Source organism: Magnetospirillum sp. UT-4 (assembly GCF_902729435.1).
Taxonomy (GTDB): domain Bacteria; phylum Pseudomonadota; class Alphaproteobacteria; order Rhodospirillales; family Magnetospirillaceae; genus Magnetospirillum.
In genome coordinates this window covers 47,965-65,014 of sequence record NZ_CACVCG010000042.1, presented here as the reverse complement: position 1 = coordinate 65,014, position 17,050 = coordinate 47,965, and the positions used below count along the sequence as shown (strand labels likewise).

The 17,050-nt window shown below is 71.7% G+C and carries 17 protein-coding genes; 5 read left to right on the top strand and 12 right to left on the bottom strand.

Translation table 11 applies throughout. The features are described from left to right. Positions 1–95: 95 nt before the first annotated feature. Positions 96–1,478, bottom strand: a complete 1,383-nt coding sequence (locus tag MTBUT4_RS05595) for a tetratricopeptide repeat protein (RefSeq protein WP_254434752.1) — start codon at positions 1,476–1,478, stop codon at positions 96–98. A 110-nt stretch (positions 1,479–1,588) separates the two neighbouring features. On the opposite strand from MTBUT4_RS05595, the gene MTBUT4_RS05590 reads away from it, so the two are divergent. Further along, entirely contained in the window at positions 1,589–2,032 is a 444-nt protein-coding gene (locus MTBUT4_RS05590; protein ID WP_217424114.1) for a ligand-binding protein SH3, read from the top strand. A 102-nt stretch (positions 2,033–2,134) separates the two neighbouring features. Continuing rightward, positions 2,135–2,383, top strand: a complete 249-nt coding sequence (locus tag MTBUT4_RS05585) for a DUF2934 domain-containing protein (protein ID WP_173978677.1) — start codon at positions 2,135–2,137, stop codon at positions 2,381–2,383. Positions 2,384–2,695: 312 nt separating this feature from the next. Here MTBUT4_RS05585 and MTBUT4_RS05580 read toward each other — a convergent pair whose 3' ends face one another. From MTBUT4_RS05580 to MTBUT4_RS05550, 7 genes are all read right to left on the bottom strand, one after another. Beyond that, complete coding sequence (locus MTBUT4_RS05580) at positions 2,696–3,673, bottom strand: magnesium transporter CorA family protein (protein WP_173978676.1); 978 nt, start codon at positions 3,671–3,673, stop codon at positions 2,696–2,698. Between the two features lie 50 nt (positions 3,674–3,723). Further along, positions 3,724–4,233: a polymer-forming cytoskeletal protein gene (locus MTBUT4_RS05575; protein ID WP_254434751.1), complete on the bottom strand. Its 510-nt coding sequence runs from the start codon at positions 4,231–4,233 to the stop codon at positions 3,724–3,726. Continuing rightward, positions 4,214–5,368: a M23 family metallopeptidase gene (locus MTBUT4_RS05570; protein WP_254434750.1), complete on the bottom strand. Its 1,155-nt coding sequence runs from the start codon at positions 5,366–5,368 to the stop codon at positions 4,214–4,216. Before MTBUT4_RS05570 ends, MTBUT4_RS05575 begins: the two co-directional genes overlap by 20 nt. 175 nt (positions 5,369–5,543) lie before the next feature. After that, a complete protein-coding gene (locus MTBUT4_RS05565) occupies positions 5,544–7,604 on the bottom strand; it encodes a hypothetical protein (protein WP_173978675.1) in 2,061 nt (686 codons plus the stop codon). Continuing rightward, on the bottom strand, positions 7,601–10,282 hold the full coding sequence (locus MTBUT4_RS05560; RefSeq protein ID WP_173978674.1) for a DUF4159 domain-containing protein: 2,682 nt from the start codon (positions 10,280–10,282) through the stop codon (positions 7,601–7,603). The genes MTBUT4_RS05565 and MTBUT4_RS05560 overlap by 4 nt, the downstream gene beginning before the upstream one ends. Continuing rightward, positions 10,282–11,175: a DUF58 domain-containing protein gene (locus MTBUT4_RS05555; protein WP_173978673.1), complete on the bottom strand. Its 894-nt coding sequence runs from the start codon at positions 11,173–11,175 to the stop codon at positions 10,282–10,284. The genes MTBUT4_RS05560 and MTBUT4_RS05555 overlap by 1 nt, the downstream gene beginning before the upstream one ends. A gap of 47 nt (positions 11,176–11,222) precedes the next feature. Next, positions 11,223–12,158 (bottom strand): MoxR family ATPase, encoded by a 936-nt coding sequence (locus MTBUT4_RS05550; protein WP_173978680.1) that lies wholly within the window; start codon positions 12,156–12,158, stop codon positions 11,223–11,225. A 108-nt stretch (positions 12,159–12,266) separates the two neighbouring features. Between MTBUT4_RS05550 and MTBUT4_RS05545 the strand changes: the two genes are divergently transcribed. The 3 genes from MTBUT4_RS05545 to MTBUT4_RS05535 are packed head-to-tail and all read left to right on the top strand — an operon-like array spanning position 12,267 to position 14,736. Further along, on the top strand, positions 12,267–12,812 hold the full coding sequence (locus MTBUT4_RS05545) for a DUF1285 domain-containing protein (RefSeq protein WP_173978672.1): 546 nt from the start codon (positions 12,267–12,269) through the stop codon (positions 12,810–12,812). After that, positions 12,761–13,447, top strand: coding sequence for a CoA pyrophosphatase (locus MTBUT4_RS05540; RefSeq protein WP_173978671.1), 687 nt, complete (start codon positions 12,761–12,763; stop codon positions 13,445–13,447). The genes MTBUT4_RS05545 and MTBUT4_RS05540 overlap by 52 nt, the downstream gene beginning before the upstream one ends. Then, the gene (locus MTBUT4_RS05535; RefSeq protein WP_173978670.1) at positions 13,444–14,736 is read left to right on the top strand and encodes a CCA tRNA nucleotidyltransferase; all 1,293 of its coding nucleotides are present in this window, start codon (positions 13,444–13,446) and stop codon (positions 14,734–14,736) included. Before MTBUT4_RS05540 ends, MTBUT4_RS05535 begins: the two co-directional genes overlap by 4 nt. Here the strand turns inward: MTBUT4_RS05535 and MTBUT4_RS05530 are convergent. The 4 genes from MTBUT4_RS05530 to MTBUT4_RS05515 form a co-directional block, all read right to left on the bottom strand. Further along, on the bottom strand, positions 14,726–15,220 hold the full coding sequence (locus MTBUT4_RS05530; RefSeq protein ID WP_173978669.1) for a 3TM-type holin: 495 nt from the start codon (positions 15,218–15,220) through the stop codon (positions 14,726–14,728). The two genes, MTBUT4_RS05535 and MTBUT4_RS05530, sit on opposite strands and share 11 nt — an antisense overlap. Before the next feature lie 202 nt (positions 15,221–15,422). After that, the gene (locus tag MTBUT4_RS05525; RefSeq protein WP_173978668.1) at positions 15,423–15,977 is read right to left on the bottom strand and encodes a hypothetical protein; all 555 of its coding nucleotides are present in this window, start codon (positions 15,975–15,977) and stop codon (positions 15,423–15,425) included. Positions 15,978–16,086: 109 nt separating this feature from the next. Beyond that, positions 16,087–16,572, bottom strand: a complete 486-nt coding sequence (locus tag MTBUT4_RS05520; protein WP_173978667.1) for a cell wall hydrolase — start codon at positions 16,570–16,572, stop codon at positions 16,087–16,089. Next, positions 16,569–16,874, bottom strand: a complete 306-nt coding sequence (locus MTBUT4_RS05515) for a hypothetical protein (RefSeq protein WP_173978666.1) — start codon at positions 16,872–16,874, stop codon at positions 16,569–16,571. Before MTBUT4_RS05515 ends, MTBUT4_RS05520 begins: the two co-directional genes overlap by 4 nt. Between the last annotated feature and the right edge of the window lie 176 nt (positions 16,875–17,050).

The window sequence follows — 17,050 nt, the reverse complement described above, 5'->3', positions numbered from 1 at the left end:
ATGGGGCGGACCATGACCAACGTGCGACGGGCCTCGTCCTTCGAGACGGCCGCTGACGCGGCCTCCTCAGGATGAGGCCCGAATGGGACGAGCCGTTACGCCCCCGGGCGCCAGCCCGCCGCCCGCTGCAGCTCCTCGGCCAGCACCGCCTTCATGCGCTGTACCGGGGTGGCGAAGTCGAACGGGTCGGGCTGGCGGAACAGGCGCAGGGTGGGATACCAGGCCGAGGTCTCCGGCTCGTCCAGCCAGCGCCAGTCCGAGACGTAGCGCAGCAGCATCCAGGTCGGCCGGCCCAGCGCCCCGGCCAGGTGGGCGGCCGAGGTGTCGATGGTGATGATCAGATCCATCTGCCCCATCAGCCAGGCGGTGTCGGCGAAGCTGGAGATGGCCGGCGCCAGGTCGCGCACCAGCGTGTCGGCGCCGGTGCTGCGCAGGTCGGCGCTGCGCTCGCCCATCTGCAGGCTCCAGAACGCCGCCCGGACGTCGTCGAACAGCGGCATCAGCTCGACCAGCGGCCACGACCGGTCGCGCGGCGTGGTCTTGCCGGCCCAGATCAGGCCGATGTTCAGCTGGGTCCCCGGCGGCCGGGGAAGGCGGCGCTCTTGCCCCGGCGGGTGCAGGTAGGGGATTTGGGCCGGAATCGAGGCCGGGGTGACGCGGAACAGCCAGGCCAGGCTCATGATCGGCGCCCACAGATCGTGGGGCGGCGGCGGCGCCCCCTTGGGGATCACCCGCGCGATGCCGGGGATGGCGGCGAACAGGTCCAACAGCTCGGGCAGGCATTCCACCGTCAGCTCGGCGCAGCGCGCCGCCGCCATGGGCAGGAAGCGGGCGAATTGCAGGGCGTCGCCGAAGCCCTGCTCGGCCAGGATCAGCACCCGCTTTCCGGTGATGTCGGTATCGGGCAGCCAGCGCGGACCGGGCAGCTCGCGCGCCTGGGCGCGGGCCAGGCGCCAGCGCGCCTCGTAGCCGGCGAAGCCGGCGCCGAAATCCAGCAGGTAGAGATCGGAAAGCGCCTTGTCCCAGGCGTAGTCGGGGTTGTCGGGCGCTTCGGCCAGCAGGGCCGACAGGATCTCGCGGGCCTCGGCATGGCGGCGGCGGTCGCGCAGCAGCAGCGCCAGGTTGTAGCGGAACTGGGCGGTGGGATTGGCGGCGACGGCGCGGCGCAGATGCTCCTCGGCCTCGGTCAGTTCGCCGCGTTCACGCAAGGCGTTGCCCAGGTTGGAATGCAGGGCCGGCTCGTCCGGGGTCAGCGACAGGGCGCGGCGGTAGCAGACGATGGCGGCGTCGACCCGGCCCAGCTTGCGCAGCGCCACCCCCAGATTGCCGTGGGCCAGCGGCATGGCCGGCGACAGCAGGGCGGCGCGGGCGAAATCGGCCGCCGCCTGGCCCAGCCGGCCCTCGGACCACGCCCGCGAGCCGGCGGCCAAGGCGCGGCCGGCCTCCATCTGCGGATTGTCGTTGATGCTGCTCCCCATGCGCTCATTGTTGCCGCAGCCGTAACTTTCGCGCAAGGGTGTGCCGCCACCCCCTGTTGAAATCGCGTCTCACTATCCATATTAGACTCAGCTGATACAGGAGGATTGCCATGCTGATTTCCGGTTTCCCCCACGACGGAGTCGTCACCGTCAACCGCGTCGTCCTCAAGCAGGGTTTCGACGTCGACGACTTGCAGGAGCGGGTGGCGCTGCTGTGCGAGAACGTGAAGACCTACCATTCCGACACCGGCTTCATCGGCGGCTTCGTCTGCCTCAATGCCGGCTTCATCTCCAACGAGGGCTCGACCACCGGCCAGACCGTGGATTCGCCGCTGAAGGACCGCGAGGCGCTGATCGTCACCTTCTGGCGCAGCTTCGAGGAGCACGAGCGGTCCCACCGCAGCGACACCTTCCAGCCGCTGTTCCGCCAGGTCCTCGAGCTGTGCGAGAACGGCAACGAGGAGACCGGCTACGCCATGCTGTGGCAGGGCAAGGCCTATTCGGCCGAGGAAGCGGACGCCGCCCGCGAGGCCAAGCGCCGCCACGCCGCCTGAGCCCAACCCACCCGCCCGGGGACCCGGCCGGGGGGATTGTACCGGTATCCCCCTTGCGGTAGTGTTCCGGTGCCCGGGACCAGACCGCAGGGGGATCGACCGATGAGCGAGCATGACAAGATCAAGGACCTGGCCTTCAGGAAGTGGCAGACCGACGGGTGCCCGCCGGGACGCGACCTGGACTACTGGCTGGCTGCCGAGGCCGAGCTGAAGTCCGCCAAGCCGGCCAAGGCCCCGGCCAAGCCCAAGGCTGCGGCCAAGCCCAAGGCTGCGGCCGCCAAGGCCCCGGCCCCCAAGGCCCCGGCCAAGGCCGCCGCCAAGCCGGCGGCGAAGAAGGCCGCCAAGGCCTGAGGACCGCACGGCGCCCTCGCAGGTGCAGACTTAGAGCGCGATGACATTAGGTCGGCGCACGGGGTGCGCCGACCTAATGTCTGAATCGCACTCTAATTTATTGATTTAGAGGCGGATTCAGCTATCAGGTTGGATCGCCTCGCGATTCAACCTGATAGCATCCGGCTCTAGGTCATTCCGTATCCGTAGCCTCACCCTGAGGAGCCGCCGCAGGCGGCGTCTCGAAGGGTGAGGCCCGAATGGGGCGAAGTTTCCGCCTGAACCAGCGCCTATGGCGCGTGCTGCCGGAAAATTTCACCAAACTGAAACCGGCTACAGCCAGCCCTTGCGCTTGAAGATCCAGTAGGGCAGCAGGGCCGCCGCCAGCATGGCCAGCAGGGCGAAGGGGTAGCCCCAGGCCTTGTCCAGCTCTGGCATGAAGTGGAAGTTCATGCCGTAGATGCTGGCCACCAGGGTCGGCGGCAGGAACAGCACCGCCACCACCGAGAACAGCTTGATGATGTTGTTCTGCTGGATGCTGATCATGCCCAGCGTGGCGTTCAGCAGGAAGGCGATCTTGTTGTTGAGGAAGTCGGCGTATTCCGACAGCGACTGCACGTCACGGCCGATGGTCTTGATGCGGGTGCCGGCGTCGCGCACCCCCAGGGTGTCGGCGGCGGTGGGCAGGAAGGCGACGATGCGGCGCAGGCCCAGGATGGTGTCGCGGGCCTTGGATTGCAGGTCGCCGCCGCGGCCGATGGTGCGCAGGGTCGCCTCGAGATCGCGCGAATTGGTCCGCCGCCGCGGCCGCGCCGGGGTCGCCTGGTGGAAGATGCGGTGCGAGATGCCGTCCAGTTCCAGCGCGATGCGTTCCAGCACGTCGGCCATGCGATCGACCATGGCTTCCAGCAGGCCCAGCGTCAGCTCGCCGGCGCTGGCCGGCGGCGGCTGCATGCGCTCCAGCCGGCCGACGAAGCCGGCGATGGCCTGCGGCGTGGCATAGCGCACGGTGACCAGGAGGCCGCGCACCAGGATGAAGGTGACGGCGACGTTCTCGGGATTGAAGCCGGTGGAATTGGTCAGCACCGGCGTGGTCATGTAGAACACGTCGCCTTCCCGCGACAGCCGGCTGGAGACCTCGATCTCCTGCATCTCCTCGCGGGTGGGGACGTCGATGCCGAGCAGGGTTTCGACGGCCTGCTCCTCCTCTGGCGTCGGCGCCAGCAGGTCGAGCCACAGCGCGCTGGCATCGGCGACCTCGGGGCCGCCGCGGATCAGTTTTCCGTTGGCGCTGTTGTAGACGGTGATCATGGCGCCCAAGCATGGGTGGCGCGGGCGGCGCCGTCAAGCCGGGCGAAGTCTCAGTTCACCGTCTGGATTTCCACCGGCGGCTCTGCCGGGGCCGGGGCCGGTTCGGGCTGCGGCTGCGGCTGCGGCTGGGCGGCGCCGTTGCCCTTCTTGGCGTGGGGGGCGGCGGCCTTCTTGCCGTCATGGGCCGACGGCGCCTTGCGCACGATGTGGCCCTCGATCTCGGCGCCGGCCTCGATCTCCAGGCTGTCGTGGTTGATGTCGCCGACCACCTTGGCCGAGCGGGCGATGACGATGGTGCCGGCATTGACCCGGCCCGACAGGGTGCCGTGGACCTTCACCGTCTCGGCGGTGACGGCGCCCGAGATGACGGCGCCCTCGCCCACCACCAGCTTGTGGCAGGTGATGTCGCCCTCGACCTGGCCGTCGATCTGCATCTCGCCCTGGGTGATGATGTCGCCGACGATGCGCACGTCGGGACCGATCACCGACAGCGGCACGGCGGAGGAGCGCTGGGTGACGACACCCATGGCCTGGTTGACTTTAGCGAGCCTTTGGAACATCGCGACCTGCCGAAATGAACTTGACGGGATCCTTGGGCGCGTCGCTCACCCGCACTTCGTAGTGCAGGTGCGGCCCGGTGGAGCGGCCGGTATTGCCGACCAGGCCGATGACGGTGGAGCGGGTGACGCGCTGACCGTCGCGCACCTTGATGCGCGACAGGTGGGCGTAGCGGCTGACGATTCCGGCGCCGTGGGCGATCTCGACGGTGTTGCCGTAGCGGTCCCACGGGCCGGCCAGGGTGACCACGCCCTCGCCGGTGGCGTAGACCGGGGTACCGGTGGAGGCGCCCAGATCGATGCCCTCGTGGACGCCGGTCTTCTTGTTGAGCGGGTCGTTGCGGGTGCCGAAGCCGCTGTTGAAGTCGTAGTCGCCGCGGATGGGCTCGGCCAGCGGCAGCTTCTGCAGCGCCGCCTTGACGCCGTTCCACTGCTGCATGCGCTCGATCAGTGCGCCCATGCCGACCTCGTCGCCCAGGCCGGGACGCAGGGGAATGAACGGCCCGCCCTGGCCGGGCGAGCGTCTGGCGGTCAGCCGGGCGGCATCGAGACCCAGGCGCGACAATTGCTTCTCGGTCTCCGAGATGCGGTTGCCGGCGGTCTCGGCGGTCTGTTGGACGGCACCGGCATAGGCCTGGCGCAGGCGGTCGAGCGACGTCTCCAACTGGCGCACGCGCTCGCGCACCCGGCGGGCCTCGGAGGCGCCGGTCTGGCTGTCGTCGTCATAGGCGGGATCGCTCGCCACCCGCAGCCGGGCCAGCGCCGGCCCGCCCTTGGCGGCGGGGCGATCCTTGGCCAGGGTGTCCGAGGACTCGGCCAGCACGGTCAGGTTGGTGTGGACGCTGTCGACCTCGCGGGCGATCTCGCCCACCATCTTCTCGGCCGCCGCCAGCCGGTGCTGGGCGGCGCGGGTGGAGGCCATCAATTCCTCCAGCTCGCGCGACTTCTCGGCCAGTTCCTCGGGCTTCTGCGACAGCAGGGTGGTGGCGGTGCCGGCCCAGAAGGCCATGGCGGCGATGCCGGCCATCAGCAGCAGCTGGCGCTTGCGGGTGACGGTGAAGTGCTCGGCGCGGCCATCGGGACGGCGGACGAACACCTGCCATTCGGGCAGGACGCGGGTGGCGATGGCGTCCACCACCTTCGCACGCTTCCTTCCCAGGACTTGGCCCAGTTTGCGGTCCGCCACTGTGACTTTCCCCTGCCGTTTGCGGATGTGCTGGTGCCGTTTTGGCGAGGGCAGTGTACCCAGGGCGTGTGCGTTAAGCTATAGGTAATAACTCCGAACGATAGGTTAATTCGGAAATTCCGATCTCCTACCGACCCTCCCGCCGCCAGGCCGCCATCAGGGCGCCCAGGGCCGCCGCCAGCAGCACCAGGGCCGGCGCCAGGGCGATGTCGCGGATGCCGGTGACCTGGTGTTCGCCGCGCGCCGCCAGACCGATCCAGTCGCGCCCCGCGGCCAGGCGGCCGGGGCCGGTGCGGCGCAGCTCGGGCATCCCGCCCTCGGCGAGGAAGCGGACCGAGCCGCCGGTGGCCTCGGCCACGGGCGCCAGCACGCGGTCGGTGGCGGTGGGCTCGGCCAGTTCCAGGGCACCCAGATCGCCGGCGGCGGCGACCGCCGACAGGGCGCCGTCCTCGACCCGCCACAATCCGGGCTGGTCGGCCGCCACCGAACCGGTGGCGCGGCCGTCGCCATGGTCGGTCAGCGCCACCTCGACAGGAGAGCCGTCCGGCCGCGTCGCCGTCACCGTGGCCGGCGGCGGCGCCAGCGAGCGGCGCACCACCTCGAGTCGGCCGTCCTTGACCTCGGCGGCCAGTGCCTCGGCCTCCAGTTGCGGCTCCTTCATCAGCCAGTGGGCGAGGCGGCGCAGCAGTTCGTCGTGGGGGCCGCCGCCCTCGTAGCCGCGCGCCCACAGCCAGAAGGTATCCGAGAGCAACTGGGCGACGCGGCCCTCGCCGACCTCGTCCAGCACCAGCAGCGGACGCTCGCCGCCGCCCGCCAGCAAAGCGTTGCCGCGCCGCAGCGAGACCTCCATCAGCCGGATCCACGAGCCCCAGCGCGGGGGATCGGCCTCGCCCCCGGGCAACGCCGCGGTCACCGGGTGGCGCCGCCCCAGCGGGGTGGGCAGCGGCCGGAAGGCCTCGTTGCGCACCGTGCCGGTGGGAATGGCCGGCAGGATGTCGCCCAGCGCCGAATCGTAAAGACCGCCGCCGCCGGCCGGATCGGGGCCGTCGGCCACCAGCAGGGCGCCGCCGCCCCTGACGAACTCGACCAGGCGCTGGTGGTAGAGCTCGGTCAGCACGCCGCGGCGGCGGTAGCGGTCGAACACCACCAGGTCGAAATCGCCCAGGCGTTCCTCGAACAGCTCGCGCACCGGAAAGGTGATCAGCGCCAGTTCGCGGATGGGGGTGAGGTCGTCCTTCTCGGGCGGGCGCAGGATGGTGAAGTGGACCAGGTCCACCGCCGGATCGGCCTTCAGCAGGTTGCGCCAGATGCGCTCGCCGGCATGGGGCTGGCCCGAGACCAGCAGCACCTTGAGGCGGTCGCGCACTCCGGTGACGGTGATGGCGGTGCGGTTGTTGGCCAGGGTCAGCTCGCCCGGGCCGGGCTCCACCGCCACCTCCACCACGGTGGCGCCGGCATGACGCACCGGCACCTCGACGGTGGCCTCGCGGTTGGCCGGCATCTCGGCCGTCAGGTGCAGGCGGCCGTCGATCCGCACCTCGACCCGGGCGGCGGCGGCGGGGCCGCTCTCCTCGACCTTGAACCCGACGGTGGCGGTGCGCCCGACCATGGCGTAGTCGGGGCCGCGGGTCAGCGCCAGGCGGCGGTCGCGCTCGCCCGGGCGGCCGGTGACCAGGGCATGCAGCGGCGCCCCCAGCGAGCGCCCCGAATCGGCGGGAACGTCGTGGACGCGGCCGTCGGTGATCATCACCACCCCGGCCAGCCTTTGGCGCGGGGCATCGGCCAAAGCGCGGTCCACCGCCTCGAACAATCGCGTCTCCGATTGCCCCGCCCCGCCGACCCGCTCGACGCGCACCTCCAGGCCGGGCAGCGCCGCCAACTTCGCCCTCAGCCCGGCCAGCGCCGCCTCGGTCTCGGCGCGGCGGTCGCCCAGACCCTGCGAGGGCGTGTCATCGACCACCACCAGGGCGATGTCGGGCAGCGGCCGGCGCTCCTCGGCGACCAGTCGGGGATTGGCCAGGGCCAGCAGCAGCGCCGCCAGGGCCAGCAGCCGCCACCAGCGGCCGCGGGCGCGGCGCCACGCCGCCAGGCCCCAGACCGCCAGCGCCGCCGCCGCCAGCGCCGCCAGCAGCGGCCAGGGCAGCAACGGTGCCCAGGCCAGTCCGGCGGCACTCCCCAGGGCATTCATCGCCCCAGCCTTTCCAGGATGGCCGGCAGGTGCACCTGATCGGCCTTGTAATTGCCGGTCAGGGCGTACATCACCAGGTTGATGCCGAAGCGCAGCGCCGTCTCGCGCTGGCGTTCGCCGCCTGGGACGACGGCATAGAGCCCGTGGCCGCGCTCGTCGGCGGCCCAGGCTGCGGCCCAGTCGTTGCCCCCCACCACCACCGGCGACACCCCGTCGCCGCGGCCGCCCATGTCGCCCGAGGCGGCCCAGACCGGGCCGTCCCAGCGCCCGGGCAACTCGCGCAGCAGGTAGAACGAGCGGGTGAGCACATGGTCGTCGCCCACCGGAGCCAGCGCCGGCAGGGTCAGCCCCTCGGTCAGGGTGCGCACCAGCTCGGGATCGCCCAGCCCGGCGGCGTCGCCCTGGGCGCCGGTGTCGATCACCACCAGCCCGCCGGCCCGCATATAGGCGTCGAGCCGGGCCGCCGCCTGCTCCGAGGGCGGCGCCTGGGCCGAGGTGGCCGGCCAGTACAGCAGCGGGAAGAACAGCACCGGATCGGCTTCCAGGTCGACCGCCATGGGCTCGCCCAGCACCGCGGTGGTGCGCTGCCCGACCACCCGCGACAGGGTGGCCAGCCCGGCCTGGCTCTTGCGGTCGGCGGCGGCATCGCCGGTGCGGACATAGGCCAGCCGGGTGACCAGCGTCGCCTCGAGGGCGAAGCGGTCGGCGGCGGCGGCCGGCGCAACGGCGAGCAGAAGCGCCACGCCGGCGGCCGCGCCGCGGGCCAGCAGGCCGCGCAGCGACAGCGCCACCAGCAGGTCGAGAATGGCCAGCACCAGGGCGGCGGCCAGCAAAGCGGGCTGCAGGTCGCGCTCGCGGGCGTGGCGGTCGAGGGGGATGGCGGCGACCCCGGGCGGCGGCCTGAGCGGCTGCAGCCGTCCCACAGCGGGGGCCAGGTTGAACGCCGTCAGCGCCCCCGGGCGGCCGTACAGGCCGGGGGGGTGGCGAGGGCCGGGCCGCATTGCGGCCGGCGACCCGGACAGGGCGGCGGCGGCGGCGCCGGGGGAACCCAGGCGGCCGAAGCCGTCCAGCAGCTCGGCCGGCGGCAGCGCGGCGGCGGTACCGGCGGCGGCGACGCCCTCGCCCAGTTGCGCGAAGCGGCGCAGCATGTCGACGAACAGCCCCGACAAGGCGAGGTTGCTCCATTCGGCGTTGGCGGTGGTGTGGACCAGCACCACCCAGCCCTTGCCGTGGCGGGCGGCGGTGACCAGCGGCGTGCCGTCGGCCAGGCGCGCCCAGGTCCGCTCGGACAAAGCGGGATCGGGTTCGGCCAGCACCTGGGCCGAGACCCGCACATCGGCGGGGACCGCCAGCCCGGCCAGCGGGCTCTCGGCCGGGAACGGGCTCAGGCCCTGCGGCTCGGTCCACGACATGGCGCCGCCCAGGGCGCGGCCGCCGTCGCGCAGCCGCACCGGCAGCAGCGCGTCGGACCCGGCGCCGGCATCCTGGGCGAGGGCGGGGCCGGCGAAGCGCAGCAGCACGCCGCCCTCGTCGACCCAGCGGCGCAGGCGCGCCAGCGCCGCCCCGCTACCCACCGGCAGGTCGGCCAGCACCAGCAGGGACAGCTTGCGCTGCAGCAGCTCGGACATGGATCCGCGGTGGAGTTCGGCATGGGGGGCCAGCGCCCGCTCGACGTAATAGGTGGGGGCCAGCAGCGGCGGCCCGTCCGCGCCGGCGGCCACCAGCCCGACCGGGCGGCGGCGCCAGCCCTCGTCCAGCAGCGCCACCGCGCCCGCCCCCGCCTCGGCCTCGATGTCCAGGCGCACCAGCCGGTTGCGCAGCTCGGCCGGCAGACGCAGCGGCACCGCGATGTCGGCCTCGCCGGGGGCCAGCTCGGCCTCGGCGCGGGCCAGCACCCGGCCGGCGCCGTCGATGCCGCGCACCGCCACCCGCTCGGGCCGTTCCAGCCCGGCCAGGCGGCGCACCACCGGCGCCCCGTTACCAGGGTCGGGCGGCAGCAGCAGCCGGCCGGCCTGGCCGGTGGCGAGGTCGAGGCCGCCGCCCAGGGTCTGCAGCGCCTGCGCCAGCTCGGCGCCGTGACCGTCCTCGAGCCCGTCCGACAGCCACACCGCCGCCATCACCCGGTCGCGCGGAATCGCCCGCACCGCCGCCGCCGCCGCCGCCCGGTCGGGCGGCCACGGCTTGGGCTCCAGCGCCGCCGCCAGGCTGCGGGCGGCGGCCGCCGGCAGGACCGGCGAGGCCGCCACCGGCGCGCCGTCGGCGGGCGGTGCGGTGGCCAGCAGGACCACCGGCCGCCCGGCCCGCTCGGCCCGGGCCAGCAGGTCGTCGAGCCAGGCGGCCCGCGCGCTCCAGTCGCGCGCCGAGGCCCAGCCGTCATCCACCGCCACCACCAGCGGCGCGGTGGCGGCGGCCATGGGGCGGCCCGGATTGAACAGCGGATGCGCCAGCCCGAGGATGACGCACAGCGCCAGGACCAGGCGCAGCGCCACCACCCACCACGGGGTGCGGGCGGCGCTGTCCTCGCGGGCATCGAGGCCGAACAGCAGCCGCACCGGCGGGAAATCCACCCGCCGCGGCGCCGGCGGCACCACCCGCAGCAGCCACCACAGCAGCGGCAGCGCCGGCAGCACCGCCAGTGCCCAAGGCGTGGCGAAGGCGAGCGGCCCCAGCTCCAGCATCAGCCGCCGCCTCCACGGCCGCCCCCGGAGCGCCCCGACAGGCGGGCGTGCAGCGCCAGCAGGGCGGCCTCGGGCGGGTGGTCGCTGCGGTGCAGGCCGAAGCTCCAGCCCACCGAGCGGGCGATGGCGGCCAGCCCGTCGCGATGGGCGGCCAGACGCCCGGCATAGGCGTCGCGCACATCCTCGGTGCGGCGCAGCAGGGTCTCGCCCTCGCCTTCGCAACCGGAGAAGCGGACCCGGCCGGCATAGGGCAGGGTCTCCTCGGCGGGGTCGAGGATCTGCAGCAGATGGCCGGCGGCGCCGGTGGCGGCCAGGACGCGCACCCCGGCATCGACCTGTTCCAGCGGCATCAGGAAATCCGAGGCCAGCACCAGCTCGGCATCGCGCGGCAGGCGCCCGGGCGGCGGCAATCCGGCGCCCTCCCCGGTCTGGGCCAGCATCGCCTCGGCCACCCGCGCCAGGGCGCCGGGACCGGTGACCGGAGCCAGCGTTCCCGGCAGCAGCGCCACCCGCTCGCCGCCCTTGAGCAGCAGGGCCGCCAGCGCCAGCAGCAGCAGCCGGGCGCGGTCCGCCTTGGCGGGGCGGTCGCGGTCCGAGCTCCAGGCCATGGAGGGCGACGGATCGGCCCACAGCCACACCGTCTGCGCCGCCGCCCATTCGGTCTCGCGCACGAACAGGCGCTGACCGCGCGCCGACCGGCGCCAGTCCACCGCCGCCGCCGGATCGCCCGGCTGCAGCCGGCGGAACTGCCAGAAGGACTCGCCGCCGCCGGGCCGTCGCCGTCCATGGGCGCCGCCGGCAACGGTGGCGGCGACCCGTTCGGCCGCCACCAGCAAGGGCGGCAGGCGTTCCGCCAGGTGCCGGGCCGCAAGCTCGGCCCCTTCGGGAGTCATACGTTGCCCTCGACGGGCGCCCGCATCCGCGGGCGTGTGGGCGGGCGTCACCCCACCACCTCGATCAGGCGGGCGATGACGGTATCGACGGTGACGCCGTCGGCGCGGGCCGAGAAGTTCAAGGCCATGCGGTGGCGCAGCACCGGCGGCGCCAGCGCCACCACGTCGTCCACCGACGGCGCCAGCCGCCCTTCCAGCAGGGCGCGGGCGCGGGCCGCCAGCATCAGCGCCTGGGCCGCGCGCGGACCGGGACCCCAGGCGACGTGGCGGCGCACCGCGTCCAGCTGCGTGGTCTCGCGGCGGCCGGCGCGGACCAGCGCCAGGATGGCATCGACCACCGCCTCGCCCACCGGCAGGCGCCGCACCAGGGCCTGCGCCGCCAGCAGCTCGGTGGCGCTCATCACCGGCGCCGGCCTGTCCTCGGCGTTGCCGGTGGTGGCGATCAGCATGCGCCGCTCGGCCTCGATGTCGGGATAGCCGACGTCGATCTGCATCAGGAAGCGGTCCAGCTGCGCCTCGGGCAGCGGATAGGTGCCCTCCTGCTCCAGCGGGTTCTGGGTGGCCAGCACGTGGAAAGGGGCGGGCAGGTCGTGGTAATGGCCGGCGATGGAGACCTTGTGCTCCTGCATGGCCTGCAGCAGCGCCGACTGGGTGCGCGGGCTGGCGCGGTTGATCTCGTCGGCCATCAGCAGCTGACAGAACACCGGCCCCTGGATGAAGCGGAAGGCGCGGCCGCCCGACGCGGTCTCCTCCAGCACCTCGGAGCCCAGGATATCGGCCGGCATCAGGTCGGGGGTGAACTGCACCCGGCGGTCGTCCAGCCCCAGCACCACGCCCAGCGTCTGCACCAGCCGGGTCTTGGCCAGGCCGGGGACGCCGATCAACAGGGCGTGACCGCCCGCCAGCAGCGTGATAAGAGTTTCGTCTATGACCGCATCCTGGCCGAAGATCACCCGTCCGACGGCCGCCCGTGCGTCCGCCATGCGGGCATTGAGCGCCTCGGCCTCGCGGATCACCTCTTCGGCAGCGGCCGGTTCGACTGAGGACAGGGTGTTCAAGGACGGCTCCTCCAGCGGCCGGGTGGAACGGCAATGAAGTCCAGTGGACAGGCAGCGCGGCACCAGGGCCGGCCCGCCAAGAAGGCGCCGCAGGATTGCGGCGATCTCGGCCTTCGCATCGACCGCGGCGGCGGCTGGTTCTACCACGGCTCGCCGATCGACCGCAAAGAGATGGTCTGCCTGTTCGCCGGCATGCTGCGCCGTCACGACGACGGCAGCTACTGGCTCGAGACCGAGGACGAGACCGGCACCATCGAGGTCGATGACGTTCCCTTTCTGGCGGTCGAGCTGTTCACCTTCAGCTGCGGCCGCGACCAGGTGGTCAGCTTCCGCACCAACGTGGACGAACTGGTCACCGTCGATGACGACCACCCGCTGCGGGTGGCCGAATGTCCCGATACCGGCGAGCCCCTGCCATACGTTTATCTGCGCGACGGGCTTGAGGCGCGCCTCGCCCGGCCGGTGTACTATGAACTGGTGGCGCGGGGGGTCGAGGAAAAGGTGGGAGGAGACGATCTCTACGGCGTATGGAGCAGCGGCATATTCTTCCCCCTGGGTCGGCTGAGCGACAGCGACTGACCCGCGAGGCCATCGCGCGCACCCTGGCCGCCTCCCGCCACCCGGCGGGCGAGGCCGGGCGCGAGCGCGGCGATGCCCATCTGGAACGCCAGCTCGGCGGTGGCGCCGATGCCGGCGGCACGGCCCCGACGCGGCCGCCGGTTCCGGCCGCGGTGCTGGTGCCGCTGGTCGAGCGCCCCGAAGGGCTGACCGTGCTGCTGACCCAGCGCACCGACCACCTTGCCCATCATCCCGGCCAGATCAGCTTTCCCGGCGGCCGGCTCGAGGACTCCGATCTCGGCGATGCGGTCACCGCCGCCCTGCGCGAAACCTTCGAGGAGACCGGGCTGGAACCCGAGCGGGTCGAGGTGCTGGGCCGCCTGGACGACTACGTCACCGGCACCGGCTTCATCATCACCCCGGTGGTCGGCGCCATCGCGCCGCCGTTCGAGCTGTTGCCCGATCCCTTCGAGGTGGCCGAGGTGTTCGAGGTGCCGCTGGCCTTCATTCTCGATCCCGAGAACCACAAATTGCACCGGCGGGTGGTGGAAGGCCGCCACCGCCCGTTCTGGGCGCTGACCTGGGAGGAACGGGTGATCTGGGGGGCGACCGCCGGCATCCTGGTCAATTTGTCGGACGTGCTGGGGGGGAAGTGAGCACTCACGTGGCGAAGGGGGCGGAGCCGATCGGCCAGCTGTCGCCGCAGCCGTGGCTGAGTGCGCCCGAGACCCAGCGGGTGGTGGCTGCGCTGTCGGCCGATGGGGCCGAGGTGCGCTTCGTCGGCGGGTGCGTGCGCGACGCCGTGCTGCACCGTCCCATCAAGGACATCGACATCGCCACCCACGACCAGCCGGACAAGGTGATGGCGCTGCTGGCCCGCGCCGGCATCCACGTCATTCCCACCGGCATCGCCCACGGCACCGTCACCGCGGTGATCGGCAAGGCCCATTTCGAGATCACCACCCTGCGCGAAGACGTCGAGACCTACGGCCGCCACGCCTTGGTCGCCTTCACCGACGACTGGGCCGCCGACGCGGCGCGGCGCGACTTCACCATGAACGCCATGTTCGCCGACGCCCAGGGGCGGGTGTACGACCCCTTCGACGGGCTGGCCGATCTGGGCCGCGGCCACGTCCGCTTCGTGGGCGATCCCCAGCGCCGCATCGAGGAGGACGTGCTGCGCCTGCTGCGCTACTTCCGCTTTTATGCCCATTACGGCCGCCCGCCCATGAATGCGCAGGCGCTGTGGGCCTGCCGCCGGATGGCGCCCGAGCTGGTGCGGCTGTCGGGCGAGCGGGTGGCGGGCGAACTGGTCAAGCTGCTGCTGGCCCCCGACCCGGCCTCGGTGCTGATCATCATGCACGCCGACCGCATCCTCGCCCCCATCCTGCCCGAGGCCGAGGAATTCGGCCGCCTCAGGGTGCTGTGCTGGCTGGAGACCCGGGCCATGGTCAGGGACGACGTGGCGCCCGATTCCATGCGCCGGCTGGGGGCGCTGCTGCGGACCGATGCCGAGGGCGCGGCGGCGGTGGGCGAGCGCCTCAAGCTGTCCAACGCCCAGACCACGCGGGTGGTGGCCATCGCCGCGCCCAAGGTCGCGGTCACCTCGGAAATGGACTCCCGCGCGGTGCGCCGCGCCCTGCGCATGGTCGGCGCCGACACCTTCCGCGACCTGGTGCTGGTCGCCTGGGCCACCGCGCGGGCCACCACCGAACGGGCCGATTCGGCCGAGACCGCGCGCTGGATGGCGCTGCTCGACGCCGCCGCCGCCTGGGTGCCGGTGGAACTGCCGGTGCGCGGCGCCGATTGCCTGGACCTGGGCGTGCCCCGCGGCCCCCGCATCGGCGCCGCGCTGGCGGCGGTCGAGGCCTGGTGGGAGGCCAACGACTACCGCCCCGGCCGCGACGAATGCCTGGAGAAGCTGCGCCAGGCGATCACGACCTGACGCCCTGCTTGTCCTGGCTGCGCTTGACCACCGAGATCCCCAGCACGCCCAGGGCGATGCCCCAGATGGGCGAGGTGTTGACCAAAGCGGCGATGATGGACGGGGCCTGGGCCGGCTCGGCGACGATGGCCCAGGCGATGGCGGCCATGGTGGCGGTCCAGGTCAGCGCCATGGCGTAGCCGAAGGTCGGCCGCCAGCGCCGCACGTACCAGTCCTCGGATTTCGCTTCCGTGCGCAGACTGTCGTTGACCTGGGCCAGGGCGGCGGTGGCCTCGGCGGTGTCCAGCTCGGCCATGCGCTCCAGGTGGCGATTGGCCTCGGCCACCTGCTCGGGCGGCACGGAGCGATTGTCGAGGGCGCCGCCGATCTCGGCCAGCGCCCCGGCGGCGGTGCGCGCCGCCGGGTGCTCGATGGCCCCCATTGCCTGCCCCACCGCCTTGACCAGCAGCGGCAGCCCGATGGAGGCGAGAAGTGCGGGAATCATGTCGTTTCTCCAACAAAAAACCCCGCCATATCGGCGGGGCTGCTGAACTCTTGAAAATGAATAACCGCCGTGCTAGGCGGCCTTCTTGCCAGTATTTTCGGCGGCCTTTGATGATATCCGAAAGAACCAAGACAAGTCATGCGGATTGCTGAGCGAACGCATGGCTTCCCTGCAGGCCTCCCTGAGAGCCGCCTTTATGTCTTCACCAGCGTTCATTTTTCACTCCCTCAGTGACATTTTCCAGATGCAACCAATTGCCTTTGACGGCTGCATTAAGGCTGCTTGCGCGGTGACTCAAGCCACGCGCCAACCCAACTGCAAACTGACGGTCCACGTAGTTGCCAAGGTGCATCTTCAGACACACTGATCTCATATCAGCTTGGCAGAGTTCAACCCCTCCGTAAAGGAGGGCTGCGATGATGTCACCCACCTCGTCCGGGTCAACGTCGGCGAAATCAAATTGTGGGGCCAGCATTATCCACACCATACGAAGTGTAGCGTGCGGAGTGTTCGGCCACGCATGGTTGACATGCACCATCCCTTTGAACCGCGTTCCCACAGCCGAATCAGTATCCAGCACAATGTAAATTCCATACCTTGGATCGGAGGGCGATTCCGCCATGATCTTCCTGGCATGGTCCATATAGGGCTGGTCATATTCACCAGATTCCGCCTCGTAATTTCCGAGCTGATCGCCCCACTCCTTCTCAAGAGCTTCAAACAGGCGGTTCTCAGCCGTGGCGCGTTGCAGTTCCAAGGCCAATTCGCATCCTCCTACATTGGGCCGCCAACTGGTGCCAGATTGGAGGCCTTAATTCAACTCAAAAGCTGCGCGGGGTTCCGTCGAAAGGATGGCGGCTGCGTCCTCACTCCACGTCTTTGTAGAACAGGTGGTTGCCGATGTCGGCCGTGGGCGAGCGACCGCGCGCCCAGGGCGGCGACAGCCCGCGCACGTGGTAGTGGGTGGCGCCGCCGGTGGGGTCCTCGAGCACCCCGGCCACGGCGCGGCGGGCCACCCGCACGCACAGGCGGAAAGCGCGGTTCTCGGTGGTGATGGCGGCGCATTTGCCGGAATTGGGGTCGTTCTCGTTCCAGCACGAGAACTGCCACGGGCGCCGGCACACGGTGGCGACGTCGCCGCCCCACCAGTAGCGGCCGCCGGCGGCCTTGGCCCGGGCGACGCGGTTCATCACCACCGCCGCCACCGCCTCGATGCCGCGCAACGGCTCGCCGCGCGCCTCGCCCCACAGGGTGCGGGCGAGGATGTCGATCTCCGAGCCGGGAACCGGCGGCGCTTCAGCCGATTCGCGGTCGGGCACGGCATCGACCAGCACGATGGGGGTGCCCCTCATGGCCGCACCGCCACGCCGGACACGGCGTCGATCTTGGCCTCGATGCGCACCAGGTGCTCGGTCAGGCGGCGTTCCACGTCCTTGAGATAGCCGGTGGTGGCATAGGACTTGGCCACCTCCAGCTTGTAGGCCGACAGCGCCTCGCGCAGCTGCGCCAGCCCGGCGGCGAGACGGTCCTCGATGGAATCGTCGCGCGAGTCGCATTTCAGGCGGTTGCTCCACACCAGCCAGAACAGCCCGCCCAGGCAGGGCAGCTCGACGGCGGTGATCCACCACATCAGATCGAAGGTCCAGTGCTCCATGGGATGGGTCCTTTCAAAGGAGAAAAGCCCCTCCCCTTGATGGGGAGGGGTCGGGGGCGGGGTGAGTTCCGCGACGGCGCCGACGCGGTTCCCCCCCCCCACCCCAACCCTCCCCCGCAAGGGGGGAGGGAGAAGGGAGGGAGGGGTTTTCGCCTTTTTCCTCCCCTCCCCTTGAT

Excerpts from the sequence above, each read along its gene's own strand:
- MTBUT4_RS05595 (WP_254434752.1), bottom strand. The coding sequence starts at position 1,478 with ATGGGGAGCAGCATCAACGACAATCCGCAGATGGAGGCCGGCCGCGCC.
- MTBUT4_RS05540 (WP_173978671.1), top strand. The coding sequence starts at position 12,761 with ATGGAGCAGCGGCATATTCTTCCCCCTGGGTCGGCTGAGCGACAGCGA.
- MTBUT4_RS05555 (WP_173978673.1), bottom strand. The coding sequence starts at position 11,175 with ATGACTCCCGAAGGGGCCGAGCTTGCGGCCCGGCACCTGGCGGAACGC.
- MTBUT4_RS05580 (WP_173978676.1), bottom strand. The coding sequence starts at position 3,673 with ATGATCACCGTCTACAACAGCGCCAACGGAAAACTGATCCGCGGCGGC.
- MTBUT4_RS05515 (WP_173978666.1), bottom strand. The coding sequence starts at position 16,874 with ATGGAGCACTGGACCTTCGATCTGATGTGGTGGATCACCGCCGTCGAG.
- MTBUT4_RS05520 (WP_173978667.1), bottom strand. The coding sequence starts at position 16,572 with ATGAGGGGCACCCCCATCGTGCTGGTCGATGCCGTGCCCGACCGCGAA.
- MTBUT4_RS05530 (WP_173978669.1), bottom strand. The coding sequence starts at position 15,220 with ATGATTCCCGCACTTCTCGCCTCCATCGGGCTGCCGCTGCTGGTCAAG.
- MTBUT4_RS05575 (WP_254434751.1), bottom strand. The coding sequence starts at position 4,233 with ATGTTCCAAAGGCTCGCTAAAGTCAACCAGGCCATGGGTGTCGTCACC.
- MTBUT4_RS05565 (WP_173978675.1), bottom strand. The coding sequence starts at position 7,604 with ATGAATGCCCTGGGGAGTGCCGCCGGACTGGCCTGGGCACCGTTGCTG.
- MTBUT4_RS05545 (WP_173978672.1), top strand. The coding sequence starts at position 12,267 with ATGAAGTCCAGTGGACAGGCAGCGCGGCACCAGGGCCGGCCCGCCAAG.
- MTBUT4_RS05560 (WP_173978674.1), bottom strand. The coding sequence starts at position 10,282 with ATGCTGGAGCTGGGGCCGCTCGCCTTCGCCACGCCTTGGGCACTGGCG.
- MTBUT4_RS05585 (WP_173978677.1), top strand. The coding sequence starts at position 2,135 with ATGAGCGAGCATGACAAGATCAAGGACCTGGCCTTCAGGAAGTGGCAG.
- MTBUT4_RS05590 (WP_217424114.1), top strand. The coding sequence starts at position 1,589 with ATGCTGATTTCCGGTTTCCCCCACGACGGAGTCGTCACCGTCAACCGC.
- MTBUT4_RS05550 (WP_173978680.1), bottom strand. The coding sequence starts at position 12,158 with ATGGCGGACGCACGGGCGGCCGTCGGACGGGTGATCTTCGGCCAGGAT.